At 39.3% G+C, this 25,233-nt stretch carries 35 protein-coding genes; all 35 read left to right on the forward strand.

Annotated features, from left to right (window positions below):
• Nucleotides 1-23: 23 nt before the first annotated feature.
• The 35 genes from DW103_RS07180 to DW103_RS07350 all read left to right on the forward strand — a co-directional run bounded on the left by DW103_RS07180 (nt 24) and on the right by DW103_RS07350 (nt 25,185).
• The gene (locus DW103_RS07180) at nt 24-959 is read left to right on the forward strand and encodes an ATP-binding protein (RefSeq protein ID WP_122274979.1); all 936 of its coding nucleotides are present in this window, start codon (nt 24-26) and stop codon (nt 957-959) included.
• Nucleotides 946-1,599: an NUMOD4 domain-containing protein gene (locus DW103_RS07185; protein WP_122274980.1), complete on the forward strand. Its 654-nt coding sequence runs from the start codon at nt 946-948 to the stop codon at nt 1,597-1,599. The genes DW103_RS07180 and DW103_RS07185 overlap by 14 nt, the downstream gene beginning before the upstream one ends.
• A complete protein-coding gene (locus DW103_RS07190) occupies nt 1,596-2,363 on the forward strand; it encodes an HNH endonuclease (protein ID WP_122274981.1) in 768 nt (255 codons plus the stop codon). Before DW103_RS07185 ends, DW103_RS07190 begins: the two co-directional genes overlap by 4 nt.
• Nucleotides 2,360-2,797: a hypothetical protein gene (locus DW103_RS07195; protein WP_122274982.1), complete on the forward strand. Its 438-nt coding sequence runs from the start codon at nt 2,360-2,362 to the stop codon at nt 2,795-2,797. The genes DW103_RS07190 and DW103_RS07195 overlap by 4 nt, the downstream gene beginning before the upstream one ends.
• Nucleotides 2,794-3,078 (forward strand): hypothetical protein, encoded by a 285-nt coding sequence (locus DW103_RS07200; protein WP_122274983.1) that lies wholly within the window; start codon nt 2,794-2,796, stop codon nt 3,076-3,078. The genes DW103_RS07195 and DW103_RS07200 overlap by 4 nt, the downstream gene beginning before the upstream one ends.
• A 1-nt stretch (nt 3,079) precedes the next feature.
• Complete coding sequence (locus DW103_RS07205; protein WP_122274984.1) at nt 3,080-3,925, forward strand: RNA polymerase subunit sigma; 846 nt, start codon at nt 3,080-3,082, stop codon at nt 3,923-3,925.
• A 488-nt stretch (nt 3,926-4,413) separates the two neighbouring features.
• On the forward strand, nt 4,414-4,551 hold the full coding sequence (locus tag DW103_RS18100) for a hypothetical protein (protein ID WP_158576676.1): 138 nt from the start codon (nt 4,414-4,416) through the stop codon (nt 4,549-4,551).
• Between the two features lie 54 nt (nt 4,552-4,605).
• Nucleotides 4,606-5,079, forward strand: coding sequence for a recombination protein NinG (locus tag DW103_RS07215; protein ID WP_122274986.1), 474 nt, complete (start codon nt 4,606-4,608; stop codon nt 5,077-5,079).
• A complete protein-coding gene (locus tag DW103_RS07220; protein ID WP_122274987.1) occupies nt 5,076-5,915 on the forward strand; it encodes a hypothetical protein in 840 nt (279 codons plus the stop codon). Before DW103_RS07215 ends, DW103_RS07220 begins: the two co-directional genes overlap by 4 nt.
• A 1-nt stretch (nt 5,916) precedes the next feature.
• Entirely contained in the window at nt 5,917-7,089 is a 1,173-nt protein-coding gene (locus DW103_RS07225; protein WP_122274988.1) for a DEAD/DEAH box helicase, read from the forward strand.
• A gap of 201 nt (nt 7,090-7,290) precedes the next feature.
• The gene (locus DW103_RS07235; protein ID WP_122274990.1) at nt 7,291-8,181 is read left to right on the forward strand and encodes a Lin1244/Lin1753 domain-containing protein; all 891 of its coding nucleotides are present in this window, start codon (nt 7,291-7,293) and stop codon (nt 8,179-8,181) included.
• A 124-nt stretch (nt 8,182-8,305) separates the two neighbouring features.
• Nucleotides 8,306-8,602: a DUF6633 family protein gene (locus DW103_RS07240; protein ID WP_122274991.1), complete on the forward strand. Its 297-nt coding sequence runs from the start codon at nt 8,306-8,308 to the stop codon at nt 8,600-8,602.
• Entirely contained in the window at nt 8,599-8,952 is a 354-nt protein-coding gene (locus tag DW103_RS07245) for a hypothetical protein (protein ID WP_233545634.1), read from the forward strand. Before DW103_RS07240 ends, DW103_RS07245 begins: the two co-directional genes overlap by 4 nt.
• Nucleotides 8,953-9,528, forward strand: coding sequence for a hypothetical protein (locus DW103_RS07250; RefSeq protein ID WP_122274992.1), 576 nt, complete (start codon nt 8,953-8,955; stop codon nt 9,526-9,528). It abuts the gene before it with no gap.
• Between the two features lie 376 nt (nt 9,529-9,904).
• Complete coding sequence (locus tag DW103_RS07255) at nt 9,905-10,126, forward strand: hypothetical protein (protein WP_122274993.1); 222 nt, start codon at nt 9,905-9,907, stop codon at nt 10,124-10,126.
• Nucleotides 10,127-10,132: 6 nt separating this feature from the next.
• Complete coding sequence (locus DW103_RS07260; protein WP_122274994.1) at nt 10,133-10,960, forward strand: phosphoadenosine phosphosulfate reductase family protein; 828 nt, start codon at nt 10,133-10,135, stop codon at nt 10,958-10,960.
• Nucleotides 10,961-10,975: 15 nt separating this feature from the next.
• Nucleotides 10,976-11,779 carry a DNA adenine methylase gene (locus DW103_RS07265; RefSeq protein WP_122274995.1) on the forward strand — a complete coding sequence of 268 codons (804 nt, stop codon included), beginning with the start codon at nt 10,976-10,978 and terminating at the stop codon, nt 11,777-11,779.
• A gap of 15 nt (nt 11,780-11,794) precedes the next feature.
• On the forward strand, nt 11,795-11,986 hold the full coding sequence (locus DW103_RS07270; protein ID WP_122274996.1) for a hypothetical protein: 192 nt from the start codon (nt 11,795-11,797) through the stop codon (nt 11,984-11,986).
• A gap of 18 nt (nt 11,987-12,004) precedes the next feature.
• On the forward strand, nt 12,005-12,340 hold the full coding sequence (locus DW103_RS07275; RefSeq protein WP_122274997.1) for a hypothetical protein: 336 nt from the start codon (nt 12,005-12,007) through the stop codon (nt 12,338-12,340).
• 43 nt (nt 12,341-12,383) lie between these two features.
• Nucleotides 12,384-12,575: a hypothetical protein gene (locus DW103_RS07280; RefSeq protein ID WP_122274998.1), complete on the forward strand. Its 192-nt coding sequence runs from the start codon at nt 12,384-12,386 to the stop codon at nt 12,573-12,575.
• A gap of 70 nt (nt 12,576-12,645) precedes the next feature.
• A complete protein-coding gene (locus DW103_RS07285; RefSeq protein ID WP_122274999.1) occupies nt 12,646-13,461 on the forward strand; it encodes a hypothetical protein in 816 nt (271 codons plus the stop codon).
• Entirely contained in the window at nt 13,448-13,732 is a 285-nt protein-coding gene (locus tag DW103_RS07290) for a hypothetical protein (RefSeq protein WP_122275000.1), read from the forward strand. The genes DW103_RS07285 and DW103_RS07290 overlap by 14 nt, the downstream gene beginning before the upstream one ends.
• A gap of 31 nt (nt 13,733-13,763) precedes the next feature.
• Entirely contained in the window at nt 13,764-14,384 is a 621-nt protein-coding gene (locus DW103_RS07295; protein WP_122275001.1) for a hypothetical protein, read from the forward strand.
• 10 nt (nt 14,385-14,394) lie between these two features.
• Nucleotides 14,395-14,586 carry a hypothetical protein gene (locus DW103_RS07300; protein WP_122275002.1) on the forward strand — a complete coding sequence of 64 codons (192 nt, stop codon included), beginning with the start codon at nt 14,395-14,397 and terminating at the stop codon, nt 14,584-14,586.
• A gap of 11 nt (nt 14,587-14,597) precedes the next feature.
• Nucleotides 14,598-14,840 (forward strand): hypothetical protein, encoded by a 243-nt coding sequence (locus DW103_RS07305; RefSeq protein ID WP_122275003.1) that lies wholly within the window; start codon nt 14,598-14,600, stop codon nt 14,838-14,840.
• 156 nt (nt 14,841-14,996) lie between these two features.
• Nucleotides 14,997-15,959: a site-specific integrase gene (locus DW103_RS07310; RefSeq protein ID WP_122275004.1), complete on the forward strand. Its 963-nt coding sequence runs from the start codon at nt 14,997-14,999 to the stop codon at nt 15,957-15,959.
• 12 nt (nt 15,960-15,971) lie between these two features.
• Nucleotides 15,972-16,148 (forward strand): hypothetical protein, encoded by a 177-nt coding sequence (locus DW103_RS18255; protein ID WP_199652989.1) that lies wholly within the window; start codon nt 15,972-15,974, stop codon nt 16,146-16,148.
• Between the two features lie 2 nt (nt 16,149-16,150).
• On the forward strand, nt 16,151-16,336 hold the full coding sequence (locus DW103_RS07315; RefSeq protein ID WP_122275005.1) for a hypothetical protein: 186 nt from the start codon (nt 16,151-16,153) through the stop codon (nt 16,334-16,336).
• A 254-nt stretch (nt 16,337-16,590) separates the two neighbouring features.
• Nucleotides 16,591-17,022: a hypothetical protein gene (locus DW103_RS07320; protein ID WP_122275006.1), complete on the forward strand. Its 432-nt coding sequence runs from the start codon at nt 16,591-16,593 to the stop codon at nt 17,020-17,022.
• Complete coding sequence (dnaG, locus tag DW103_RS07325) at nt 16,997-20,962, forward strand: DNA primase (protein ID WP_122275007.1); 3,966 nt, start codon at nt 16,997-16,999, stop codon at nt 20,960-20,962. Before DW103_RS07320 ends, dnaG begins: the two co-directional genes overlap by 26 nt.
• 570 nt (nt 20,963-21,532) lie before the next feature.
• Entirely contained in the window at nt 21,533-22,003 is a 471-nt protein-coding gene (locus tag DW103_RS07330; protein ID WP_122275008.1) for a hypothetical protein, read from the forward strand.
• A gap of 117 nt (nt 22,004-22,120) precedes the next feature.
• Entirely contained in the window at nt 22,121-22,570 is a 450-nt protein-coding gene (locus DW103_RS07335; RefSeq protein ID WP_122275009.1) for a hypothetical protein, read from the forward strand.
• 54 nt (nt 22,571-22,624) lie between these two features.
• Entirely contained in the window at nt 22,625-23,509 is an 885-nt protein-coding gene (locus DW103_RS07340; RefSeq protein ID WP_122275010.1) for a S49 family peptidase, read from the forward strand.
• A gap of 6 nt (nt 23,510-23,515) precedes the next feature.
• The gene (locus DW103_RS07345) at nt 23,516-23,923 is read left to right on the forward strand and encodes a peptidase S49 (RefSeq protein WP_122275011.1); all 408 of its coding nucleotides are present in this window, start codon (nt 23,516-23,518) and stop codon (nt 23,921-23,923) included.
• 5 nt (nt 23,924-23,928) lie between these two features.
• Nucleotides 23,929-25,185: a hypothetical protein gene (locus DW103_RS07350; RefSeq protein ID WP_122275012.1), complete on the forward strand. Its 1,257-nt coding sequence runs from the start codon at nt 23,929-23,931 to the stop codon at nt 25,183-25,185.
• Nucleotides 25,186-25,233 lie beyond the last annotated feature (48 nt).

Raw genomic sequence — 25,233 nt, forward strand, 5'->3', positions numbered from 1 at the left:
ATTAACATTAAAATAACACGATTATGTCACTAATTAAGAAGAGTACAGAATTAAGTATCCCGACAAACGTAAAGATAATGCTTTATGGACAGGCCGGTTTTGGAAAAACAACAGTCGCTTTGAGCGCTCCAATGCCATTATTGCTTGACTTCGACAATGGGGTTAAGCGGGTAAATGATTCAAACTTGCAGGGTGTCGATATTGTACAAGTAACCTCGTGGAACGACATGAAGGAACTTATGAACGAGAATTTATCGGCTTATCAATCTATTGTGGTAGATACTATCGGTAAGATGATGGATTTCATTATTTCTTACAAATGTGGAACCCGCCAACCTCAAATCAGGGATTGGGGTGGTATCAATCAAGAATTTTCATGGTTCGTTCGCTGTCTGTCGGATTTGAATAAAAACGTCATTTTTGTCGCTCACAGGGATACGCGAAAAGAGGGGGATGATACGGTTTTTGTTCCCGCATTAAGGGAAAAATCCTACAATTCGATCGTTACAGAGTTGGACTTGTTAGGGTATATGGAAATGCGGAATGAGAATGGCCGGGTAAAAAGAACGATCACATTCGATCCAACAAATAGAAATGACGGAAAGAACACCTGTAACTTGCCGTCTGTCATGGAAGTTCCGACTATTATAGATGCACAAGGGAAACCCACGGCAAAGAACGATTTTATCGCTACTCGGATTATTGCCCCTTATCTTGGTATGCTGCAAGCTAAAAAGGCAGAACAAGAAGCATATAACAAGGTTTTATCAGACATAACAGGGTGTTTGGATTTGGTTGGGGATGCAGCATCAGCGAATGACTTCATCGCGCATATTGACGATTTTAATCATGTTGGAAGTTCAAAAATGAAAGCGTCTATGATGTTGGCGGCTAAGGCTAAAGAACTTGGATTGGTCTTCAATAAGGAGACAAAAACGTATAACGATGCAGCAGCTTAAATATAAGACATGTATTCGATGTGGTAAGGAAAAACCATTTGGCGAATTTCATAAGGATAAGAACTCGCCAGATGGTTTGCGAGAATATTGCAGAGAGTGCCTTTCCATTATGAGAAATCCCCAAAATAGTATTGAAGACTATGAGGGCGAAGAATGGAAAGATATAGAGGACTTTAAGGGGGTATATTTCATAAGTAATTCTGGACGTTTAAAGCATGTATTAAATCCATTGCGCCATACGTTAAGAGTTCCTTATCCTGCACCTAACGGATATTTGAGATTAGTGCTATCTCATAATAATAAAAGAAAGACTGTATCTATTCATAGAGAAGTTGCCAAAGCGTTTATTCCTAATCCAAATAACTATGAAACTGTAAACCATAAAGATTTTGATAAAAACAATAATAAAGTATCAAATCTTGAATGGCTTCCTATAAAGGATAATATAATTCATGCAAAAAAGAATGGTAAAAATAACAGAAAACCAATACTACAATGCGATATGAATGGTAATGTTATCCGAGAATGGGAATCTGCTTGGGCGGTTCAATTAGAATTAGGGTATTTCTCAACTCTTATTTCGAGTAGATGTAGGGGTATTGGTAAATCATATAAAGGATATAAATGGAGGTTTAAATGACGAATAAAATATCTTATAGGCTTTACGCCACTATTCTCGACGCCTTTTGGAATTACCTCAATAGCGATGTAATTTACAATCGCTATTGGGGCTTTTCTGATAATCCACCTCATACGGAGGATGAATTTCAGCAAAAGCAGTTTCAAGAACTGATTGACCGTATCAACCGTAAACCTTTTGATAGTGAGAAAGCAGATCGTGGCACTTGTTTCAATGAGCTTGTCGACGCTTTAATCGAACATCGGAAGCCGAAGGATGTGGAAGTTGAACGTGTGGCAGATGATAAAAATGCAGTTTGGTATCGAGCGATTTATAACAATCGTACTTTCTCTTTTCCTGTCTCTCTCTGTTGCGAGTTTGCGGATTATTTCAAAGGTGCGTTGACACAGATTAGAGTAGAAGCAGTCCTGCCAACTGCATACGGTAATGTTTTGGTCTATGGTCTGATTGATGAACTGATGCCTACCACCGTTCACGACATCAAAACGACCGGAAGTTATACGGTTGGAAAGTTTAAGGACCACCACCAGCATCTTGTTTATCCATATGCTCTTATGCAGAACGGTTCGGATGTACGGACGTTCGAGTATAATATCGTGGAGTTCAACAAAGGCGGGTACGTGGTAGATACCTATACAGAAACTTATGTGTTCAATCCAGAACGTGATATACCCATTCTCACTAATCATTGTGAGGAGTTTATTCGGTTTCTGGAAGAAAACAGAGAGTTGATAACAGATACTAAAATCTTTGGGTTAGAATGATTTTCAACTTGAATAATCCTTACGAAGTTGACAAGTATAAAGAGTATGTGAATAAGCTATTCAAAGAAAGAGCGGTTGTCGAGGTCAAGAAAAGGCTTCCCAATCGCTCTTTAAGCCAAAACGCATATTTGCATTTGATCCTTAGTTGGTTCGCCTGTGAAACAGGGTACAGCCTCGAAGAAGTTAAACTGGATTACTTCAAAAAGACTTGTAACCGTGATCTGTTCGAGCGAAAGAAAGTAAACAAGAAAGGGTATGAGATCACCTATATGAGAAGTAGTTCCGATCTTACTACAGGCGAAATGACAACCGCGATAGAGAGGTTTAGGAATTATTCATCAGCCCAAGCCGGTATTTATTTACCTGCGCCGAATGAGAATCAATTCTTAATCCATATACAACAAGAAATTCAACGCAATCAAGAATTTATATGACACGAAAAGAGAAAATCGAACAAATGAAAGCTATGATCTCCCAAAAACAACAGGAGATTCGGGATCTGCGACAGCAGGTAGGAGAAGAAATGATCGCTGACTTTTACGAGACGCACAATCTCAAAGAAGGTCAGCATTTTTATTTTAATGATAAAGAGTGTGTAGGCGTAGAAATGTCTGCTGATTGGGGATGTTTGAAAACGTTCCCTATAACCGCTAAGGGAGAAGTCTCTAAGAAGGGGATGATTATTTATAGTGAGGAATCTGTTAAATCGGTATAGCATGATAGAAACAAAGAATAACGAAATAAGGTATTTTACATCTGATCCCAAAAAGATGCTCAATAAATACCTTGCTCAACGGGTCCTAAAAACATGGACAGAGGACTTTATTGATGAAGATACCAGCGAGGTTGTATCAATTGAGCGTAATGAATTACTATTCCAGAGAGGAACATTGATAGACCAAGATGTTCTTGCTCAAATTCGATTCTGTTATGAGTCTGGTGATATAACAAAGGATATAGAGGTAAGTAATCAAAAACGTTTGGCTGTTGAGTTGGTAAATGACTACTTACAGCCTTATATTGCTCAGGCTACTATTGACAGCAAAAAGTGTAAATTCCTGTTTTATGCAACCAGTGTAGATTCTGCACTTCTTCTCTTAAAGGATTATATTGAACTGAACTTTACGGCAGGCTTCATTATTAACATGGTTAAAGAGTTTGATTCCTGTGTAATCCTTACTGACACATTAAAAGAAAAGAAGATCGATACTTTGCCTTTGGATTTTCCCGATAATGATCCTGATGACAAGCCGGATGTTGATGAAGAGGAAGAACCAAAGAATAGTGATCGGAAGTTTTACCAGATAGAAACAAAAATTCTATTTGACGAGGATGAACGTTCGGCGACATTTGTTGTCCACACTTATAATGTTGACCGAGCAATGATGTTGATAACTTCTTATCTGAAAAAGAAGCAGGATGAACATGAGCAAGAAGCCAAAGAAAAGGGTAATCCTTTCGAGAGGAAAGAAATTCACACGATGATTGAAGTCGCTAAACCAATTTCTATCGGTCGGTTTATTCCCCGTGAATTTTCTATGGCTTATTCTGGTAAAAACTAAATTAAGCCCGGTGTCCGTTAGCTCGGTATCCGGGAACAATTACAGTCGTGAGACAGGATGTTTATGTGTAATAATCGCGAATAGCCGGGTGAAAGTCCCGGCAAACGGTGGTATGGCGGAATTGGTAGACGCTAAAGTTGAATATCTCATAGATAGGTTGTCGGTAGTGGAGGTCTTGAAAAATAGACAGCAGTCCGGCGTAAAATATATAAATACAGGTATAGGTGGCGAGAATCCACTGATTGTAAAAACTAAAAAGCTCCTATCGTGCAGGTTCAAGTCCTGCTACCATCACAACCCTTTATGAGCGAAAATCTGTTTTAATCCGAAAGTAGGGCGAAGATAGCGCAGGTGTTTATCCGCGCGGCATCGGTTAGCCGTTGACTCTATCTGAAAGGTGATACGAAATCGGATAGGATTCGGAATGTTTGTTGTTTGTGCCCCGGGGAATACGCCTCGGGGCTTCTATTGAACAAAATTTTATCACCATGAATATAGAATCTTTAAATAGTTGGTCAGAGGCTTTATTAATAGTCGCTGCCATTCTCGGTATTATGGCTCTAACGTGGATTGGGCTATGCTTGATAAATCAAAAAAGAGGAGGGGATGATAATGGATTTTGGTAATGATATACCGGATTATGAGCCGGATGATTTTGATAACTATAATTATGACTGACTATGTATTACATAAAACGAAAGGCTAAGAAAAAAGACAAGCCTTTACCCTTGTTTGATAAAGCAGGGGTGACAGTTAAGAAGAAGCCGGATTTGAAAGCGAAACTTGACAAAGAGTTTTCCTTGTTCATCCGGCTTCGTGATTGTATGCCGAACGGGTATTTTAAATGTATCTCCTGTGGGCAGATTAAACCGTTTGAGCAGGCAGACTGCGGGCACTATTTTAGCCGGACTCATTTGTCTACACGGTTCGATGAAAATAATTGTCATGCTGAATGCAGACATTGTAACCGTTTTAAGGCAGATCACCTTGAAGGGTACCGGGAAAATCTGATAGAAAAGATCGGTCAACAGAAGTTCATTCTACTTAAGAGCAAAGCTTCTGAAGCCTCGAAGATGACTGATTTCGAGTACGAGCAGTTAATCAAGTATTACAAGGCTCTTAATAAGAAATTACTAAAGGAGAAAGGAATATGAAAAAAGAAATTTGTGCATGGATATTTAATCCTGCAAACGCGTTATTCAAGCAAAAGAAATCAGAAAAAGCTGTAGGATATATTATCTATTGCGAGTGCCCTGAAAAATGCGAATTATACGCCAAGGGAAATTGTGTGGCTTTTGAAAACAAATGTCCCTATGGCAGCAGAGGAATGGCTACCGGATATTCAAGGATGGCAAGTAAGTTTAATTCATGGATAAGTGATTTTAAACAGGCTCATAAAGAGGCTTATGAAGCCACGTTAACCCAGCCGAAAAAGCTGGAGTACTTTATGGATTTGGTTTATGCCCCTATTTCGCACCTTGGCCTTAATGAGGGAATAGATTTTGTCGACGGAGGAGGTTTTGGATTTTTTAAAGGGAAACCGATTATAAAACGCGAACACTTCAATGAAGAATTTATAACCAAGCAAATTGTGAATTTTATTCCTCACGCATTCTTTGGAGGCGTGATAACTGATTATCAAGAAAAAGAAGTACCTAAATTCCTTTTGTGGTTAAAACAGCTTGATTATCCGCTTTATGAGAAAGTAAGGAGAATGAATCCAGATCATAACGGATTTAATGCGATGACTAATGTAGGTCGTAAGGCAATACTACAAACATTGAACCCGAATATAGGGACATTAAAGGATATACACGGAGGAATATGGACTTGGGACGGTGAATATCTATACTCAAATAATAGTCATGGTTCTTTCATGCTTATCGAAACAAGAGAAATTCAAGAATGTAGGTTAAAGCCAAAAGGTAACGTCGTTGTCAAGATATGTGATGATGCACAGGTTAATGAAAACACGGAGTTTATAGATTGATATGCAATTCCGTTTGAGAGATTACCAACAGAAAGCCTCTGATGCAGCCGTTACCTTCTTCAATAACACAAAGAAGAAAACCAACGCTATCATGGTACTGCCAACAGGTAGCGGTAAATCGCTTATCATAGCTGATATAGCTGCAAGGTTGGACGGACACACCTTAGTGTTCCAGCCAAGTAAAGAAATTTTGGAGCAGAACTTCAAAAAACTATGTTCTTACGGCATCTTAGATTGTTCGATTTATTCAGCTTCTTTTGGTAGAAAAGAAATATCAAGAATAACTTTTGCCACGATCGGTAGTGTAATAAATCATCCGGATTTGTTTTCTCATTTCCAGTTTATCATTATAGATGAGTGTCACTTGGTAAATCCTAAAGAAGGAATGTATAAGACATTCTTAGAACTTCTCAAATGCAAGGTTCTTGGTTTAACGGCAACACCATATCGATTAAGTAGTTCGCAAGAGTTTGGTTCTATGCTGAAATTCATTACCCGAACACGTCCGGCTATATTCAAGGATGTAATCTATCATGTACAGGTTTCTACTCTTTTGGATATGGGATATCTGGCAAAGCTAAACTACTATCCGATGAATCCGGTAGGCTGGAACGAGCTTAATTTGAAAGTAAATACCACTGGCGCTGACTATACCGATAAATCAGTTCAAAGAGAGTATGAGCGAATAGACTTCTACGGTTATGTCGTTCATATCGTCCAACGACTACTTAATCCTAAACAAGGCGGTAAGCGGAAAGGCATTCTTGTTTTTACCCGATTCCTGAAAGAGGCTGAGCAATTAACCTGGTCGATACCTGGTTGTGCTATTGTTTCGGGCGAAACTCCAAAGAAAGAGCGTGAGCAGATACTTGAGGCTTTTAAGTCTGGTCGGATACCAGTTGTCGCTAATGTCGGGGTACTCACTACAGGTTTCGATTATCCAGAGCTTGATACGGTCGTCATGGCGCGTCCTACAATGTCATTGGCTATGTGGTATCAAATAGTCGGCCGGGCAATCCGTCCGCATCCATCTAAAGAATCAGCTTGGATTGTTGATCTATGTGGTAATATCAAGCGATTTGGTGAAGTAAAAGACTTAAGGCTGGTTGATGGAGGTAATGGTAAATGGGCGGTATATTCAAAAAGCAGACAATTAACTAACGTATATTTTTGATATGGACATACTAAGTATAATCAATCGTCTTCAAGAAAAGAGACGATCGGAAAAGATAACGCCGGATCATGTGCCGGAGGTGGAGTTGATGAATGCGATCCATTCAGAGGCAAGAAAAGAACTTAATGAGCTTTTTGTTTCTGGTAAGATTGGAATTACTAAGACGCTTAATTCAAAGGCTATTTATATAAAATAGGAAAAATGAAAAACTACTTTCCACATGACAGTGATGCAAGAAGCGATGATAAAATTATTGCTTTACGTATAAAGCATAAATGGGAAGGATATGGGCTATATTGGGCATTGATAGAAAAATTAAGAGAGAGCAAAAATTATACTCTTAAAGCCGATTATAATGTTTTGGCTTTTGATTTACGTGCTGATGCTGCAATTCTAAAAAGTGTAATAAATGACTTCGGGTTATTTGCCTTCACCAATAACAGTGAGTGTTTCTACTCCGAATCTCTAAATACACGTATGCAGCCATTGGACGAAAAAAGAGCAAAACTTTCTGATGCAGGTAAAAGAGGAAATGAAAAGAGGTGGAAAAATAGTTCCAGTAAGTCTACACACCAATCGCCACCCGATAATAATTCTTTCGCCACCCAATCGCCACCCGATAGCCACCCAATCGCCCAACTATCGCAAGAAGAGATTAGAGAAGAAGTAGATAATAGTAAATCTAAAGAAACCTCTACTAACGTAGAGGCAAAGAAAGCCGAGCAAGCAAAGAAACTTGCCGCGGCTAAAGCCGCTACACTCAAACGTAAAGATGAATTTTATAATTCCCTGGTTCCTTATGTGGAACGATACGGGAAGGAAATGATCCGGGCTTTCTTTGATTACTGGTCTGAACTGAATAAGTCAGAAACTAAGATGAGATTTGAAACGAATAAAACATGGGAAGTCGCCAAAAGACTTGCAACATGGGCTAATAATGAGAAATTCAATGGAAAATCAAGTAGTACGATACCAAAGGCCGGACTTGGATCTTCTGCCAAGTCTGCCGGAAACAAAGCCGCAAGCCGTGAAACTGTGGGCCAATTCGCCAGAGCCGTACTGGAACAGTATAAATCCAAAGACGGCGATTGACGTATTCAATGCGGTTTCTCCTTCAATATCCGAACTGTGGAAGAATTATGACGACATTTTTATAAATTCTTTGATGTACACATGGTTTGAGCAGTTTGTGAACTTTTATTCAACGAATGGGACAATGGACCCTTTTCAAATAAAAGATACTATAGACCTTGTTCGGGAAGAATATCCCCATTATAAGCCAGAAGATTTCAAGCTCTTTTTCAAAATGGCCAAGAAAGGTTATTTCGGACAAGTCTTTGGTCGTATAGATGGGGAGGTTATTATGAATTGGCTGGCAAAATATGATATTCACAGGGATACGCAGGCACAAAATGAAGCTATAAAAGCTGCTGATGCGTTTAAGCCAAGTGTTGAAGCAAAGAATACTACAGGCATAACTTATACCGAATTTTTAGAGTACAAGAAACGATGAAAATCCTTGACCTACCCCTCAAAGCTCAGTGGTACGACATGATAGAGAGCGGAAAGAAGAAAGAGGAGTACCGAGATAATAACCGATACTGGAATAGACGATTATACAAGTGCTTAACCCCGCATCCTGGACATTATGGAGACTGCCAAGATTTTCATGGTAATATTATTTATCCTTGTTGGAAATGCGAGCACAGTAAATTAAAACAATATACCCACATCCGTTTCCGCTACGGCTACACTAAGCGAACCATGCTATTCAAACTGGATAACATTTCTATTGGTAAAGGTAATCCAAATTGGGGAGCACCTGAACATGAAGTATTCATTTTAAAATTAGGAGAAAAATAGATGAGTAAGATATACACACCCCTTGGAGCGTCCAATCATTGTAAGGACGAAAGGGAAAAAGATGATTTCTACGCTACAGACCCAGTAGCAATAGATAAACTCTTCGAGAAAGAACAGTTCCATTACCACATCTGGGAACCGGCATGTGGAATGGGTCATCTGTCTAAGAGGATGATAGAGTTGGGCCATGATGTCCTTTCAACCGAATTGGTAGATAGGGGGTATGGAATTACCGGGGTAAATTTCTTCGATTGTAAGGAGTGCTTCGATGGTGACATTATAACCAATCCCCCATACTCCAAGGGGCTGGATTTTGTAAAAAAGGCCTTGGATTGTATAAAGCCTGGAAGAAAGGTTGCAATGTTCTTGAAACTTCTCTTCTTAGAAGGAAAGTCAAGAAGAGAATTTTACGAAGATAATCCTCCAGCGAGGATTTATGTATTCTCTTCACGTATAACATGCGCTAAGAATGGTGATTTTGAAGCCATTAAGGAAAATGGAGGAAGCGCGGTATGCTATGCTTGGTTTGTATGGGAAAAGGGATTTAAAGGAAAGCCAGTTATTGATTGGATTTAAAACATATCTACCGGCGCTACATACTGCGTTAATTGGCTAACGATTGCGCCCTTGTAGCACGGTAGATTAAAAAAGCATAAAGCGTTTGCTGGCGACATTTGTGTCGGGAGCAAAACGTAATAAACTGAAAATCAAGTAAACACACAACTAAGAATATGAACGGAATAATAATCAATGATGAGCTGCACGAGTTGGTTTCGTTGAGAACCGGTGACCCGTGTAATAATTGCAGTCTGCAAGTAAATTGTGATAAGACTGATTTTTTCTTATGTACTGTAATTGCCGGAAGGCACAACTCTGATGAACGATTTGTAAATCGTGGTAAAGTGAATGAATTTATTGAGAAACTTAATTCGCAACTAACAAATAACGAATCATGGAAACAAAATTCAAAATAAAACAATACGTCTGGTGTACTAACGAAACACATAAGTCGGAAGTAGGCGTAATCGCTGAAGTAGTAGAAGAAAATGCCTTGGTTAAAACCAAAGATGGGACACATGAAGAAAATCTCTATTGTGTTATGCTTCATTACCCTAACGGGAAAATGTATTTCGAGGAGTTTTTTGAATCAGAGTTAGAATTAGTTCAACAATAATAAAACATGAGTGAAAGTATTAGCTGGGAATTATACTTAAAGATTCGGCAAGCAATAAACTTTCTACGCAGTATGGAAAGTGGCAAGCCTTTAAATCTCGGATTCTCCGGTGGAAAAGATAGCGTTGTAATCCTCCATCTTGCAGAACATTCCGGTATAAAATTCAATGCCATATACGCTAATACTACAGTAGACCCGCCGGGTACAATCAGTTTTATAAAGAAGAACTATCCACAAGTGCGTATTATGCACCCGGAGAAGTCTTTCTTTAAATTGATTGAAGAAAAGGGATTTCCGTCACGACTTCGGCGGTTCTGCTGTGAGGTGTTAAAAGAACGTTATGGTATCGGTAAACGTAGTATCGAAGGAATGAGGGCATCGGAGAGCCGGAACCGGAAAGATTACGAACCGGAGCAATGTGATGCTCGCAAGTGGATGCGTGGAGCTATACACATTCTTCCTATTCTTGGTTGGACGGAAGATGACGTGTGGGAGTATATACGATACTATGAGCTGCCTTATTCAAAGTACTATGATGCTCCTTATAAATTGAATCGACATGGCTGTGTTGGTTGTCCTCTCTGCAATTATAAGCAGATGCAATTAGAGTTCAAGATGTTTCCCGGCTATGCCAAAAGAATAATAGTAGCCGTTGAAAGATACATGAATACTCATCCGAATGGTTTCCTTGCCTGCAATTTTGCGGACGGGTACGAGGCTTTTTATTACTACATTAATGAAATGCCAATCGCAGAGTTTCACGAGAAGAAGAGAAGCTTATTTGGCTTCAATGCGCAGGAGATTATTCAAAGAGAAATTTTAAATCAATTATAAAAAAACTTGAGGCAAATGAGAACCCCAATAACATATTACGGAGGCAAGCAGCAGCTGGCGGCTAAAATCATTTCGATGATGCCGCCTCACAAAATATACTGCGAACCTTTTTTCGGTGGTGGTGCTGTTTTTTTTCAAAAGCCCAAAAGTTACCTTGAGGTCATTAATGATAAGAACGATAAACTTATTACGTTTTACCGGCAGGTAGCGACAAATTTTGAGCAACTGGCCGAAAAGATTGATAATAGTCTTTGTTCCGAATCTGAATACTACCTGGCTAAAGATTTCTATAACGGTCGAGTTCCGGCCGGAGACACTGATATAGCTTGGGCTGTATTCATAATAACAAACGGTTCCTTTTCCGGAAGCATGCACGGTGGTTGGAAATGGTGCAATGGTTCGGCAGGAAGCCATACCGGAGTATTTATGCGAAACAAACGGAATGAGTTTAATGAAACACTCCGGGAGCGTATGCAAGACGTTCAAATATCTTGCCGGGATGCGTTGGAAGTAATCAAGCAAAGAGATACACCCGAAACATTTTTCTACCTCGACCCACCATATCCTGGATGTACTCAAGGTCATTACCGTGGTTATACTCACGAAGAATTGTTCCAGCTGCTCACCGTCCTGAAGGGAATAAAGGGAAAGTTCATCTTATCAAACTTTTGGTGTCAAACGCTCCGATACTTTGTTGCAGTAAACGGCTGGCATGTAGAAAAGTTAGATATGCCTCTTAAAGTCGCCAACCTCACGAAAGCCAAGCGAAAAACTGAAATATTAATTAGTAACTACGAGTCTGAAAGGACTCTATTTTAAAAGGAAAGGAACATTATGGCAAAGTACTATTTAGCCTATACAGTAACACAGAGTATCAGTGAAAGCGGCGAAGAGCTGATAGAAGCAAAATCTATTAGTGAAGCTAAAAAGAAATTGAAAGAATCTTTGAAGGAAGATTTTTATGGCGAGAATGTGAAAGTGAAGTTTAATGATGTGTATCGCACTTCGGATGATGCACGATTATAAAAAGAAAGGAGCTAAAATATGATTACAAAAGAAACAGCCCGCGAGATATACAATTGCTATCAACAGATTGAAGAAATTGACAAGATCAAAAGCGATATGGTAAAAGAGATCGAACGTGCAAGAGAACAAAATGAAGAAGATAATAAGCCAATCCCGGAAAATGGCAGTTTTGGGAAATATGGTAAAGGTATGCAGTTAGGTGTGCCTGATGGTAGTTTTTCTTCGATGCGTATATTTTCTATATCTCCCACAATAGGAGTCATGGTTATGGATGAACAAAAGAGCAATCTTGAAAAAAGGCTGAGAGAGTTAGAAACTATCGCAAAATTGGAAATGGGTAAACCTATAATCTAAATAATAACGAGCCTTGAGCGGCTTTATAAAACTCGATATGAATATGAGCGATTTTAAATCACGTCTGATAGAAGAACAGGCACAACTTGAAGAAAGGCTGAATAAGCTGAATGATTTCAATCAAAGTGAAAAGGTTAACGGTATTGATCCGGTACAGAAATCTCTTTTGTTTGTACAAGCTGGAGCGATGTACACCTACAACGAGTGCTTAAAAGCAAGATTAGAAAGATTGTAATCAACACCGTAGCTACCCTGGTATTATTCAGGGTAGCTCAACTCTAATATAATATAAAAATAGTTGAATTATGAAAGTAACTAGCTCAGATATACAATTCCTGATTGGTTGCACCAGGCGGGAAGCGGAAAGAATCATCATTGACGCTATAGGTCGTAACAATATCGATAAAAAATTCAAGGTGAAATCTTCTACCGAAATAGAAGTTTCCGATATAAAAAAGAGGTTGTTGTCGGTGAACGAGTCGATGGATGGTAAAAATCCTGTACAAAATGCAATCGACCTCCTTCAGTGTCATGGGCTTTCCTATTCTTTGAAGCGCCAGATATTTGAAGATATGGAATGCCTATTTTATTGCGACTTGAAAGGTAAATATCGGACTTTGAAAAAGGTACTACCAAAAGAACAGATAGATTCTCTTAGGAGTACATTAAAGGTTAGAAAATCTGATTTTTTGTCATCTGGTGGAAAGTTTCCTAAAGGATTTAAGGTTTGCCAACCAACAATAAAAAACATGAAAGAGAATAAATATATATTACCGACCATAGAAAATATCAAGAGCAGATATTTTTATACCGAGGAATTTGACGAAGCAAAATGGGATGTGGAGCATAACGAGTTTTCGTTAAAAGAAGTACGAAGAGTTATGAAAAAAAATGAAAAATGCTACCTTGGAAACCTGCTGGAAACGGCTAAGCATTGGTATGCGGGCAGTCTTCGCAGTTTTAAAAAACATGGAATCGACACAGACAAGATGAAAAAGGATTGGGAGGAAGTGATTGATGATATTAGAAGAGAAATTGCTAATCCAAATTTAAATAAGGTAGAGCTTCATTTGCAGAGAAAAGGTGAAAATAATACAAAGAAAGAATATGGCAGAATTTAATGAAAATCCCTTTCTGAAAGATACGCCCGTAACCCCGTTTTCAAACGGTACGGAAGCGGAATGCTGGCACGAACGCAACTGCGATAAGTGCATCAAGTATGAGAACAAGTCTGATTGCGAACTGGCCTATCATTTAGATATGGGCTTTATTCTGGGTACAATTCCCCTCTGGGTGGCAAAGGAGATAGGCTTTTCCTATAATCCTCTTTATCAGACCGGGAGATTGAATGAGAGATGCGGAGGATTTAGAACCGGCGATGAGCCTTTTTAACGAGCAAACAATGAGTAAAAAATAATAAGCTATGCCAAAAGTAGGAACAAAATGTATTAAAATAAATGAGAAATGGGTAGACCTTATTTTGTGGTATACCCAGAAAGACGGTTTTTCATATAAGGGAGTACCCGACGAAGTATATAAATTGACCGAATTTGGTAGAAGGGTTTACCGAAGCGAAGATGAGATTAATACCCATTTAAACAAGTCCATTGTAGAGTATCACGAAAAAGTAAAAGTTACAAAGAAGATAATCTCTTATACACTGAAAGCGACTGTTAATCTCATTATGAATCGAACGGATAAAGGTTCTTATTCCGGAATAAAGTCAGGGGTAAGTAAGAAATTTGAAACAGAGCACGGCTATGAAGATAATTTCTCATTTGGTTTTTCTTATAGGGTGCTGATGGAAACATCCGGTACTGATAAGAAACATTATTACCTTATCAATGAAGATGGTTCTACCGGGTATGAATGCCAGAACGATGGTTTGTGTATTGATTGGACACCTGCCAGAGAACAGTTTTTCAAAGATATGGCAGGAAATCTTCAAAAACTTGTATATGGCGTATCTAATTTCTTTGACCAGCCTGATTTACTTCAGTTGATGGAAACGGTAGGTATAAAGGCTTTATCTAATGGCAAATAAATAAAAAAAGATGAAATCTATATCAAAAGCTCGAAAACTTATCAAGACTATCCAACATGGCGAAGGTTCAGAGATACAATGTGATTTAGCCTTTATAGGATATGCAGCAGAACAGATACTAAGAGAACGTACAACGTTTGATATATCAATAGTAAAACGGCATCTGTTTCGTCGCTTAGTATTAGTAGCAGAAAAATTTTAATATAAAAAATCATGAAAAAAGCAATAATAGTAGGTGTACCTAATGGGCAGATGTGTAACATACCGAACAGCGTTATAGACAACGCTAAAACGGAAGGGATAGAATTTGTCGAATTAGAACAACCTGTCACATTAACGATTGTTGAACCCCCTGAAGCCTTGGTGCGAGAGTTACCTGTACTGAACACTTTTATTCCTGAACCGAAATGCAAGAATCAAGTTTGGAAACGTAAAGGTAAGAATAGTCGATTTTAGCTCAAATCACGGAAGATGTGAAACAATTGAATAGGAACAGCAAAGCCGCCCGGCGGCAACCGAACGGCCTTGTAAACTCTCACCAGCCTGTAGGCTAATATGCTTATCACACTACAAATGTAGTGCTTATTTACTGAAAATAAAAATAATAATATCATGGGTGCATTTCAATTAGAATTTTCAAGTTATAACGCATCACAATTACAAAGCGAATATTTTCGAAATCTGCCATCCTGTAATTTCATTCAGTTTGGTGTACTCTTTATAAACATGAAAAAGAAAGGTAAGCATTTTTCTCTTTACCGAAACCTACTCGAACATTTTCTGAACTATCAGGAATCGATAGGTCGTACATTTAAAACAAATCAGATTGGTAAAGAAGAAATAGACGGCTTTGTACACTATTTGCATGTAGAAAAAGAATTAAAAATCTCAACTATCAAGAGTATGGTCACGAAACTAAAATATATTATAGGGAAAGCTTACCTAAATGGATGGGCTGTAGATGATTCATATTCGGACGCTAAGGTCCGAGAGAGCGATTCCACATTTATATATTTGTCAGAAAAAGAAATTGCCCGCATTTACTATTACAAAGACCTAACACCTAAGCAAGAGGAAATACGCGATTTGTTTATCGTTGGATGTATGACTGGACAACGATATTCTGATTATTCTCGATTATCCGTAGACAATATCAAGGGTGACAATATCCATGTTTTGCAACAGAAAACAAAAAACAAAGCTGTTGTACCCATGACCGATTACGTACGTGAAATAATTGCTAAATACGGAGGTAAAATGCCTAAAGCGCGTTGTATTCAATATTTTAACAAGGCTATTAAGCAAATATGTAAAAAAGTTGGATTAACTGAACTTATTGTCTACGAAGAGGAACAGGCTGACCGGATTATTATGGTCAAGAGACCTAAATACGACATGATTAGTTCGCATACCGCAAGGAGAACATTTGCCACGAACATGATTAAGAATAATATACCAAGTAATAAAATAATGAAGTGCACAGGTCATAAGACATCTGCTTGTTTTGACAGGTATGATCGTATGACATTGGAAGATAATGCACGGGCATTAGCTGGAAATGGATATTTATCATAAAAATCAAATAATATGTATGTAGAAAAGGATTCAATTGGTAAAATAATCATTCAAGACATATCTCCTGCGGAAGCTGAGATATTGGATGATTGCATCTGCTCTTATTTATCTGGTAAACCAGCCAATACACGAACAGTTGCAGATAAAGTAATAATTAATTTAAAAAGACAACTTGAAAAATTGTATTAATAATGAAAGCAAGAATTATTTATGAAATAGAGAGTCCGGATGACTGCGAGGAAGAAGATTTCATAAAGTGGTTGGAATTTCAACTGGGTGTTCCTGGGGCTTGTATAACATCGGATAATCCGTTATATAGAAATGAACTGGATTTTGATAGTTCTGAGTACGAACAGATAAATGTAATAGATGGATAGCTATGCGAAATATCGGTTAACGGATTGGGATTGGATACCCCGTTATAAACAAAAGATGGGGACGGACCTTTTCCGGGAATATGTAAATAATGTATACAGCGAGTTGATGAAGATGCATGTAGGGGATAGGTTCTCGCTGGATGATAATGTACGAGAAGAGAATAGGGAGCTCTTTGTAAAGATTGTATGTATGTTCATTCAGGAAGGAAATTCCGATTATGATTTTTCTCCTGATTATAAAATAGTAAGACGACATGAAAAAACAACGATGGTCAAAAAGCCAAGAAGAATTTCTTCGGAAGAATCTGGGGAAAATGACACTAAAAGAGATAGCTGCCGGGTTGGAAAAAACGGAACTAGCTGTTAAACTCTATATACACAGGAATCATATCGTTTACCGTCCTTCGGTAAAACGTAACCTTGTATTAGAATTGTTTCGTATTAAGCTTGTTCATCCGGAATACTTTAATGTGACAACAGATTTTCTTCGCGCAGTAAAGATTAATCAAGTGCGTTTCTGGAAGTTGTATCGAGGAGAGGTGTCTCCTACCGACCAAGAATACCTAAGACTGGCAACTACGCTAGAAGTGTCTTTTGAAGAGGCTTTTAATGCTAGACAACTTAGTTTATTTAGTGACAATAATAAAGATGATATAGAAAATGATAGCTCAAAATGTTGTAGATGATATTATTAGCGCGGCTAATATTGTTGATGTTATAAGTGATTATGTCAATTTGCGTAAAGCCGGAGTTAATTACAAAGGTGTCTGTCCCTTTCATGGTGATAGGGATGCAAGCTTAGTCGTAAGTCCGGCTAAAAACATATGGAAATGTTTCGGTTGCGGGAAAGGTGGTAATGTTATTACCTTCTTAATGGATCATGAAGGACTGTCTTTTTTTGAAGCGGCCAAACAAGTAGCATCCAAATATAATATTACGGTTCCGGAAAGAGAATTGACCGATGATGAAAAAAACAAAGCGAGAGAACGTGAGGCCCTGCATATTTGCCTTCAGTTTTCACAAGAGGCTTTCACCGGCCAATTAGAAAAGAAAATACCTGAAGAGTATTTGGCCACACGGTATATCCGTCCGGAAATATTATCACAGTACGGTGTCGGATATGCTCCTGCAGGCTTTACATGGTTGGCGGAACTGGCCGGACAAAAAGGGTATGATTCGGCAACAATGGAACAAGCTGGTTTAATCAGTCGCAAAGAAAGTGGAAAAGTTTTTGACCGTTTCATTAATCGTATCACTTTCCCATTTTATTCTTTATCTGGAAAGGTGATAGGTTTTACTGGTCGTGCCTTGGAAAAAGATAGCCAGTGTAAATACCTTAATTCTCCGGAAACTCAGGTTTTCCATAAGGGGAAAACATTATATGGAATATATCAAGCACGCCCGGAAATAACGAAAAATGATAAAGTCTATCTGGTAGAAGGGCAGTTTGATGTACTCTCTTTTGTTCAATACGGTTTTCCAAATACGGTTTGTGGTAGTGGTACGGCGTTGACTCAGGAGCAGGTTCGTATGCTTAAAAAATTTACCAGGAATGTAACAGCTGTCTATGATGGGGATGCGGCTGGTATGAAAGCTTCTATCCGGAACATGGACGTTATGCTTTCGGAAGGGATGAATGTGCGTGCGGTGCTACTCCCGGAACAAGAAGACCCGGATAGTTTTGCCAGAAAGATGGGACCTGAAAAGCTGGCGAAATTTATCAAGCGAAATGAAATAGACTTCATTTCATTTATATATAAGGCTTTTGAAAAAGAGATGGAGGACCCGATACGAAAAACGGAAGTGCTCCGAGTTGTTGCTCAAAGTATATCGGTGGTTCCGGATAAACTTCAACGGCAAGCATATATTGCCACACTAGCCACGAAGTTTAAAGCCGATGGCGAACTGATAACAGCACTTGTTGCAGAGTTGCAAGGGATGGGTAAAAAAGAAGCTATAAAACAACCGGAGCAATCCGGGTTCACAGGCTTAGAAGATGCGGCTAGACTGATAGAATCTGAAGGCAAACAAATTACACTCACTTGGTCTGTCGAACGGTTTACGGAAAATTGGGGAGATAGGCCAACTGTACTTGTTACAGGTATTCCAGGCATTTCGGAAATACAGGAACTCCGGCGGGTATCCTCAATTGTTCGTTGCAGAGATAGGTTCAAGCTTAATGAAGAAACCATGGAAGAACCTAAAGAACTAGTCTTTTTACGTTCCCTTTCCTATACCGGTTTTACCGTAAGCATGAGTAGGTATACGAACCGTCAGGAAAATTATGTTGACGAAGAAGGTAAAGAGCGCAGAAAAAATGTGGAATTGGAAAAAGAAATAGGGTTTAATGAATATTATATTTCGCTATATAGCGTGTTTAAGGAGGCGACGGAGGGTTTAAAGAAAATAGCCCTGGAACGCTGTGCGGAATTAATATCCCATGCCGATGCAACTACACGGGCCTTTCAAGCAACAGAATATGCCAGAGCATTAGGAGTTACTAAAACAGCTCTGGACCATGTGCTGAAACCTTATTTGGATGTTCGTAAATCAGAAGCCAGGTTTAACAGCGACGCCCTGCAGGTAGATGGAACGGCTTTGATGTTCGACCCATCCCGTTTACCTGACTATGTGGAAAAGGACCCTGAAATAAATCGACTTTGGAGAGCTTATCAATTTTTCCCTTACTTGGATGGTAATGGCCGGAAAGTGGCCTATATTTTTTCAAATGGGAAGAAATCGTATACGCGTATAGGTAACTTTTATATCGAACCCTTATTGCATGTGTATGACAAAGAGAGCCAAGCTAACAAACGTATCGTACAGCTGACACAAGCCAACTATCCTTATCCGGTATTCATGGAGTGGATAAGTGCGGAAATGATAACACTCCAGACCTTCAGAAAACGTCTGTGGGAAGAAGGAGATATTAACTTTTCGAATGGTACGCAGAACCATCTTGACCTGATAATGGACAGTTGGGCCGGTAAGTTCAAAAAGTGTTTTGAGCTCCGGATGTTCGGTTGGTATGATGAAGGTTTCTTTGCCTTCAGTAATGCTATTGTGCACGAGATTGACGGGAAGCAGCAACTTCAGTATGTAACAGACTTGGGATTGGTAGAACACAACAATCAGTATTATTATATCCCGGCATTTTCAAAAATATATGCCAGTGAACGTAGAGACAGCGACCGTTATTTTTTGGACCGTTTTATCAAATACCGGGAACCAAAAGGTTTAAAAGTAGATTTCAGAGGCTGGGCTTCATTGATGAATGAGGTTTATAAACTGAACAATAATGGAAAATGGGCGATTATATATTCAATCATGAGTGCTTTTCGAAGCGATATCTATAATGTGCGTCGTACATTTACAGCCCTATTTTTCATAGGGCCTACAGGTTCAGGTAAATCGCAAGTCGGTTACTCCATCCGTTCGCTCTCGATGCCTCCGGACGCTCCAACATTCAACCTGAATTCCGGGACACCGGCAGCCCTGTTCTCATGGCTGGAACGTTACCGGAATATCCCTATAATGCTGGAGGAATACAACGACCGCGATATTAATCCGGTTATATTCCAAGCTTTGAAATCGGCCGTATATGATGGAGAAGGTAAACAAAAGCGTAAAGATGCTGTCAGTAAAGAAATTGATAGTAGCCAAGTAAATGCAGCACTTATCATCATGGGGCAGGAAAGCCCGCAACAGGATGATAATTCTTTGGCCAATCGATGTATTATTTGCGATGTTCCAAAGTGCGATGACCGGACGGAAGAAGAGGAAAATGTATTTAACCAATTAAAAAGCTACGAAGAGAATGGGCTTCATAACGTTTTATTGGAAATACTGTCCTGCCGGAAAACGTTACTGGATAATTACGTTAAGGTATATGGTGAAGTATTTAAAGAATTAAAGGATAATGCCAGGGTTCTAGTAACAAATACGGATGGTCTTTCCCGTATTCTTGAAACGGTATCGATGTTCTTAACAGTCTGTCGGATTGTGGAAGAAAGTACGCCATTGCAACTTCCTTTTACTTACCGCGATTTTTTTGAGATAGCAGTGGAAAAGGTTGCCAAACAAGTTGAATCTATAAGTACTTCCAACAAAATGTTTAATTTCTTCAGTAATATAAATTACTTGATTGATACCGGAAGTATTCGTCCTGGCCGTGACTATAAAATAGAAGTGCCAGGAAAAATTACTCTTAAAACGAAAGGCAAGGATACGGAAATAAAAGTTATGGAACCGGCAGATACGCGTGTATTATATTTAAACATGACAAACATATATCCGATGTACAGCAATTTGGCGAAGAACGAAGCTCTATCGATGCAATCATTAAATACCTATTTCGAAAGTAATGAGGCTTATATCGGCCGGGTTCGATCTACTCGTTTCCGTTGGCAAGAAGTGAAAGAAATACCGCGTGGTGAGATTTCTATTAATGAAGATGGAACGGAAATAGTGGATAATACGATGAAACGTATCATGACTAATAAAGAAAGTAACACTTCTGCTGTCGTTTTTGACTATGATAGACTGAAAGATTTATTAGATGTAGACTTTGAACGGGATGAAAGAATGGATATAGAGACAGAAACGGAAGGTAAATTTCGATTTTAGTATCTGATAGTATTTTTTGAAAGAGCCGACCTCTTTGGATAGAACTATCCTTGTTGAATAAAGGAAATGGAACTATCCGGGGAAGTCGGTTCTTTCTTTATCTATTTTTCCCCCGCACCCCCCTTGTTCTTAAAAAAAAGAATTAAAGCAATGTTTTGCGATTTTGAAACGAAATCTTTACAACAACAGCGACCAACAGACCAACAGACCAACAAGCCGAAAAGTATTTCAAAAGAGATATAAGATAAATATATAATAATCAATGATATATATAATAAATATAAGATTGTTCTCTGTTGATTGTTGTTGGTTTCCTGTTGGTCGCTGTTGGTCGTTTTGTTTAAAATAAATAGAAAAAGGCTTTTTATCCCCTGTTGACAATGCGACCAACAGATATAATTTTTTGTTGGTCGCATTATTATTGAATTTATTTTGTTATTTGGTTGAAAATTAGTAATTTAGCTAAATTGTTTACGAGTCTTGTTGGTCTGTTGGTCTGTTGGTCGAAAAAATATACATATTTATAGACAAAAAAATAGCAAATCAGAGGTCTAAAAAAACGTTTTTGATATGGTAATAGTAAAAATAAGCCTAAAACAACATTTGGCTGAGTATCTGAAGGGTAAATTTTGTGATTGGAAGGATGTACCGGTAAAGTTTCCGGATTCATCCGACCTGTATCATACTATTTTCGATTTGATGGAAAAAAAACCATCTAATGTGGAAGAAACTGCGGGTAATCTGGAAATTGTATTGCCGGATAGAACCATAGGAAAAGACCCCGCCTGGTATAATTTCTTGGGAGAACGTTCACAACGAATTATCGAACGGAAAGTAGAGCTGATGTTTTGGGCTGACCTACATGATCTAATAGACCACAATAAGCATATGCACGGTATGGAATATGCCGAAACGGTTTACTTCTTCATGCGAAAATACGATATACAGTCTATCACGGAGGATGCCATTTTAAAAAATTATTATCGCTGGAGGGAAAAGGTACGGCGCCGAGATAAGAAACGAGCATATAATAAATGTTAAATGTTGGAATATTTACTCCGAGCAAGTGTATCTCTTTGTCCGTTCTGGTGGGAGAAAAGTGCGGAAAGATGTGGGAAAAATGAGAAGTGTTTGAAAACTAATTAATTACATAATAATATGGCTGATAATATGGGAGGTATCTCCGAAACCTGGTTTGTTATACCGAAAGATGTTAAAAATATAATTACAGGTTCCGGACTTGCCAAAGTGATATTGAAAGATGGTGCCGTCTGGTTCCCGGTACACATCGGGAGATATGGAACGGTTATAAAAGTAGAACCGCAAACAGCTGACGCGGGTACATTATATAATGTATCTGCGACTATTCAGATTCCTAGGCAGTATTTGGATGAAGCGGGTATGTTTTTTTGTAAACGGCTGAACAGGACAGGGGCAGTAATAAAGTATAAGAATTTCAACGGAGACTGGTTCGTAGTCGGTTCGGAACGTTTTCCGCTGAAATGCACATTTGAAATTTTGCATCCGAATAATCCGGGGGGATTTAGCGGATACAAACTTACTATTTCCGGAAAACAACTAAGTCCGCAGCTCCAGATAACGGAATAGACGTCCTTTCCCTTATTTATATATAGGTATATCATTGCATAAAAAATCAATGATATGCTTTATCTGCACAATATATTAGGGGGAGTGTGGTTCATCGAAGAAACCTTCGCATCGAACTACCTTCCCCTTATTGCATCTTACCTGACTGCTCCGGCATCCTCCATAGGCCGGCCACGCAATGCCGCTTCCGAAAAAGAAATGTCGGAAGACAATGCCTTGTTGTTTGCATCTGTAAAGAATGGAGCTTACCAGATTAGCGAATATGGCGGATGGGCACCACCTGAAGATGCACCTAAAAATTCAGTGGCCGTAATGAACATTAATGGAGCAATTACGAAATATGACCAAGATTGCGGTCCATCAGGGATGCTCACAAAATCAAATCTGCTTACCCGCTGCTATGCCGAAGATAATATCAAAGCCATTGTCCTAAATATCGATTCCGGTGGTGGTGAAGGCATGGGATGCCGTATTTTTCAGGAAACATTGTCATACCGGAATAAACCGGTTCTTGCATTTTGTAACGACATGGTTGCATCGGCAGCTTATGGTATTGCAGCTTGTTGCGACAGGGTTGTCGCCAATTCATCCGTCTGCCGGGTTGGTAGCGTGGGAACTTACATGACAATTGTAGATGCAAGCAAAAGACTGGAAAGCATGGGGATAAAGCTGGTCGAAGTGTATGCTACTAAATCGACCGATAAAAACCAGGAATTTTATAAAGCCATACAAGGGGATACCGCACCGCTGAAAAAAGTGTGCGACACTTACAACGAAGGTTTTATATCCAGTATAGCCAATGCCCGCGTAGGGGTAATTTCCGAAGACCAGAATACATGGGCGACCGGTAAGATGTTTTTCGCTCCGGAGGCTATTAGCCTGGGAATGGTCGATGAAATAGATACTTTCGAAAATGTGCTTAATTATTTTAATACATAACGAGTTATGAAGTGGTTGAAAGATGAATCGTACAATGCGATGAAGCAAGCGGCTGACAACTGGAACAAACTGCTTAACCAAGTGCTGGGTGACAATCCGGACATGAAAGCGGAAGATGTTACGGTTGAAAGTTTGCTTGAAGCGATTGAAGAAGGAAGTGGGGATGCCGGTTTGCAAGAAAAACTGACAGCCGCACAAGGTGAATTGAAACAAAAAGACCAGCAGATTGAGAAACTTCAGTCTGATGTGGCCGAACTAAAAGGGACACCGGTTGAAAAACAACAGGAAGCTAAAGTAGATAATGAACCGGGAGCCGGGGAAGAGGATATTAAGGACTTTGCCGCTAAGAACAGCGATGATACGTTGGCTATTATGGCAAAAGCCCGTGAAACAGGATTTTTTGATAATAAATAAAAGCCATGGCAGGAATTTTAGATCTTGATAAGCTGAAACGTTATGCGAAGGAATACGACTCTGTATTGCGTACCCTTCCCTATTTTACGTTTCAAGAATTTGCGGCAGCTATGAAGCTGAACGTGATTGAAATCGATAATGAAGACGTAATTGTAAATGCACGTCGTAAAGCCGGACATACCGGACCGTACAAGGCCGGTGCGGAAATTAATTATCCGGACGAAGTAGGTAAGCTGGTGGAAATGTCCATCAAACCGGAACTGACCGTTTCGAGATTGAAGGATAATATACTGAATTACAAGGAAAAGAAAATTCTTTCCAATGCCGGTGAGCGTGTAGACCATACAACAAAGAAACACCCGCTGGAAAAGTTTGTAGTGGACAACCACATTGTTAGCCATTCGGAAGATGTTACGTTCTCCGCTTTCTTCGCAGAACGAAATGACAGCGTATTCAGCCCGATGACTTCGTTTACCGGCTTTTTCCCATGGATTGACCATTTTAAAACGACAAACGATATCACCATGGCCAACCATAATTTGGTCCGTACCGGTGTATTTGGCGGTGAAGATGGAAAAAATGATTATGACCGCTTGATTGACTTCTTACGTGCGGCACATCCGTTCCTGCGTCGCAAGGCAATCCTGTATTATGCCACTGAAATCGAATTGATTTGTAAAGAGGCATATCGGCAAAAGGTAAAAGCTTTTGCACGTCCTACAAGCGAGGAATTTTGGAAAGCTGTTAAGGATGATGCCAAGTTTCCGGGTCTGGAACCTATTACACACGAAGCATACGGTACCGGACAGGCATTAATTTTAATCCGTCCGGGAATGATGGACTTCGGAGTAAACACAAAGAAGGCTACCAGCTTTGTTCAAATCAGAGATATTTTCGAAGACCCGAACGAATTGCAATTCTGGTTACAAGCCGGTTATGGTACCCGTTTCCAGGATATTCACCCGAAAGTATTCCAGACAAACGAGTTTACAAACGAGGGTGTAGATTTGGCAGGTGATTATGTCACCGGTGCCGCCGTGACAGTAACCGTTGGACCTGACGCCGCAGTTGAAGCCGGCGCATGTTGGAAACTGGGAGAAAGTGGTGAATGGATGAAAAACGGACAAACCTTGCTGGGTGTTCCGGCCGGTACTCATTCAATCATCTACAAAGATGTGGAAGGTTATACAAAACCGGCCAACGGCAGTGTGACGGTGGAAGACGGTAAGGACTTTACAGTTTCGGGCACCTACACCAAATAGTAAGAATAAGAAGGAAGGGCGTTTTGCCCTTCCAATTGTTTAACATAT

It is taken from the genome of Parabacteroides sp. AM08-6 (genome assembly GCF_003473295.1).
In the GTDB taxonomy this organism is placed as follows: Bacteria; Bacteroidota; Bacteroidia; order Bacteroidales; family Tannerellaceae; genus Parabacteroides.

Excerpts from the sequence above, each read along its gene's own strand:
- DW103_RS07180 (WP_122274979.1), top strand. The coding sequence starts at position 24 with ATGTCACTAATTAAGAAGAGTACAGAATTAAGTATCCCGACAAACGTA.
- DW103_RS07185 (WP_122274980.1), top strand. The coding sequence starts at position 946 with ATGCAGCAGCTTAAATATAAGACATGTATTCGATGTGGTAAGGAAAAA.
- DW103_RS07190 (WP_122274981.1), top strand. The coding sequence starts at position 1,596 with ATGACGAATAAAATATCTTATAGGCTTTACGCCACTATTCTCGACGCC.
- DW103_RS07195 (WP_122274982.1), top strand. The coding sequence starts at position 2,360 with ATGATTTTCAACTTGAATAATCCTTACGAAGTTGACAAGTATAAAGAG.
- DW103_RS07200 (WP_122274983.1), top strand. The coding sequence starts at position 2,794 with ATGACACGAAAAGAGAAAATCGAACAAATGAAAGCTATGATCTCCCAA.
- DW103_RS07205 (WP_122274984.1), top strand. The coding sequence starts at position 3,080 with ATGATAGAAACAAAGAATAACGAAATAAGGTATTTTACATCTGATCCC.
- DW103_RS18100 (WP_158576676.1), top strand. The coding sequence starts at position 4,414 with ATGAATATAGAATCTTTAAATAGTTGGTCAGAGGCTTTATTAATAGTC.
- DW103_RS07215 (WP_122274986.1), top strand. The coding sequence starts at position 4,606 with ATGTATTACATAAAACGAAAGGCTAAGAAAAAAGACAAGCCTTTACCC.
- DW103_RS07220 (WP_122274987.1), top strand. The coding sequence starts at position 5,076 with ATGAAAAAAGAAATTTGTGCATGGATATTTAATCCTGCAAACGCGTTA.
- DW103_RS07225 (WP_122274988.1), top strand. The coding sequence starts at position 5,917 with ATGCAATTCCGTTTGAGAGATTACCAACAGAAAGCCTCTGATGCAGCC.
- DW103_RS07235 (WP_122274990.1), top strand. The coding sequence starts at position 7,291 with ATGAAAAACTACTTTCCACATGACAGTGATGCAAGAAGCGATGATAAA.
- DW103_RS07240 (WP_122274991.1), top strand. The coding sequence starts at position 8,306 with ATGGACCCTTTTCAAATAAAAGATACTATAGACCTTGTTCGGGAAGAA.
- DW103_RS07245 (WP_233545634.1), top strand. The coding sequence starts at position 8,599 with ATGAAAATCCTTGACCTACCCCTCAAAGCTCAGTGGTACGACATGATA.
- DW103_RS07250 (WP_122274992.1), top strand. The coding sequence starts at position 8,953 with ATGAGTAAGATATACACACCCCTTGGAGCGTCCAATCATTGTAAGGAC.
- DW103_RS07255 (WP_122274993.1), top strand. The coding sequence starts at position 9,905 with ATGGAAACAAAATTCAAAATAAAACAATACGTCTGGTGTACTAACGAA.
- DW103_RS07260 (WP_122274994.1), top strand. The coding sequence starts at position 10,133 with ATGAGTGAAAGTATTAGCTGGGAATTATACTTAAAGATTCGGCAAGCA.
- DW103_RS07265 (WP_122274995.1), top strand. The coding sequence starts at position 10,976 with ATGAGAACCCCAATAACATATTACGGAGGCAAGCAGCAGCTGGCGGCT.
- DW103_RS07270 (WP_122274996.1), top strand. The coding sequence starts at position 11,795 with ATGGCAAAGTACTATTTAGCCTATACAGTAACACAGAGTATCAGTGAA.
- DW103_RS07275 (WP_122274997.1), top strand. The coding sequence starts at position 12,005 with ATGATTACAAAAGAAACAGCCCGCGAGATATACAATTGCTATCAACAG.
- DW103_RS07280 (WP_122274998.1), top strand. The coding sequence starts at position 12,384 with ATGAGCGATTTTAAATCACGTCTGATAGAAGAACAGGCACAACTTGAA.
- DW103_RS07285 (WP_122274999.1), top strand. The coding sequence starts at position 12,646 with ATGAAAGTAACTAGCTCAGATATACAATTCCTGATTGGTTGCACCAGG.
- DW103_RS07290 (WP_122275000.1), top strand. The coding sequence starts at position 13,448 with ATGGCAGAATTTAATGAAAATCCCTTTCTGAAAGATACGCCCGTAACC.
- DW103_RS07295 (WP_122275001.1), top strand. The coding sequence starts at position 13,764 with ATGCCAAAAGTAGGAACAAAATGTATTAAAATAAATGAGAAATGGGTA.
- DW103_RS07300 (WP_122275002.1), top strand. The coding sequence starts at position 14,395 with ATGAAATCTATATCAAAAGCTCGAAAACTTATCAAGACTATCCAACAT.
- DW103_RS07305 (WP_122275003.1), top strand. The coding sequence starts at position 14,598 with ATGAAAAAAGCAATAATAGTAGGTGTACCTAATGGGCAGATGTGTAAC.
- DW103_RS07310 (WP_122275004.1), top strand. The coding sequence starts at position 14,997 with ATGGGTGCATTTCAATTAGAATTTTCAAGTTATAACGCATCACAATTA.
- DW103_RS18255 (WP_199652989.1), top strand. The coding sequence starts at position 15,972 with ATGTATGTAGAAAAGGATTCAATTGGTAAAATAATCATTCAAGACATA.
- DW103_RS07315 (WP_122275005.1), top strand. The coding sequence starts at position 16,151 with ATGAAAGCAAGAATTATTTATGAAATAGAGAGTCCGGATGACTGCGAG.
- DW103_RS07320 (WP_122275006.1), top strand. The coding sequence starts at position 16,591 with ATGAAAAAACAACGATGGTCAAAAAGCCAAGAAGAATTTCTTCGGAAG.
- dnaG (WP_122275007.1), top strand. The coding sequence starts at position 16,997 with ATGATAGCTCAAAATGTTGTAGATGATATTATTAGCGCGGCTAATATT.
- DW103_RS07330 (WP_122275008.1), top strand. The coding sequence starts at position 21,533 with ATGGTAATAGTAAAAATAAGCCTAAAACAACATTTGGCTGAGTATCTG.
- DW103_RS07335 (WP_122275009.1), top strand. The coding sequence starts at position 22,121 with ATGGCTGATAATATGGGAGGTATCTCCGAAACCTGGTTTGTTATACCG.
- DW103_RS07340 (WP_122275010.1), top strand. The coding sequence starts at position 22,625 with ATGCTTTATCTGCACAATATATTAGGGGGAGTGTGGTTCATCGAAGAA.
- DW103_RS07345 (WP_122275011.1), top strand. The coding sequence starts at position 23,516 with ATGAAGTGGTTGAAAGATGAATCGTACAATGCGATGAAGCAAGCGGCT.
- DW103_RS07350 (WP_122275012.1), top strand. The coding sequence starts at position 23,929 with ATGGCAGGAATTTTAGATCTTGATAAGCTGAAACGTTATGCGAAGGAA.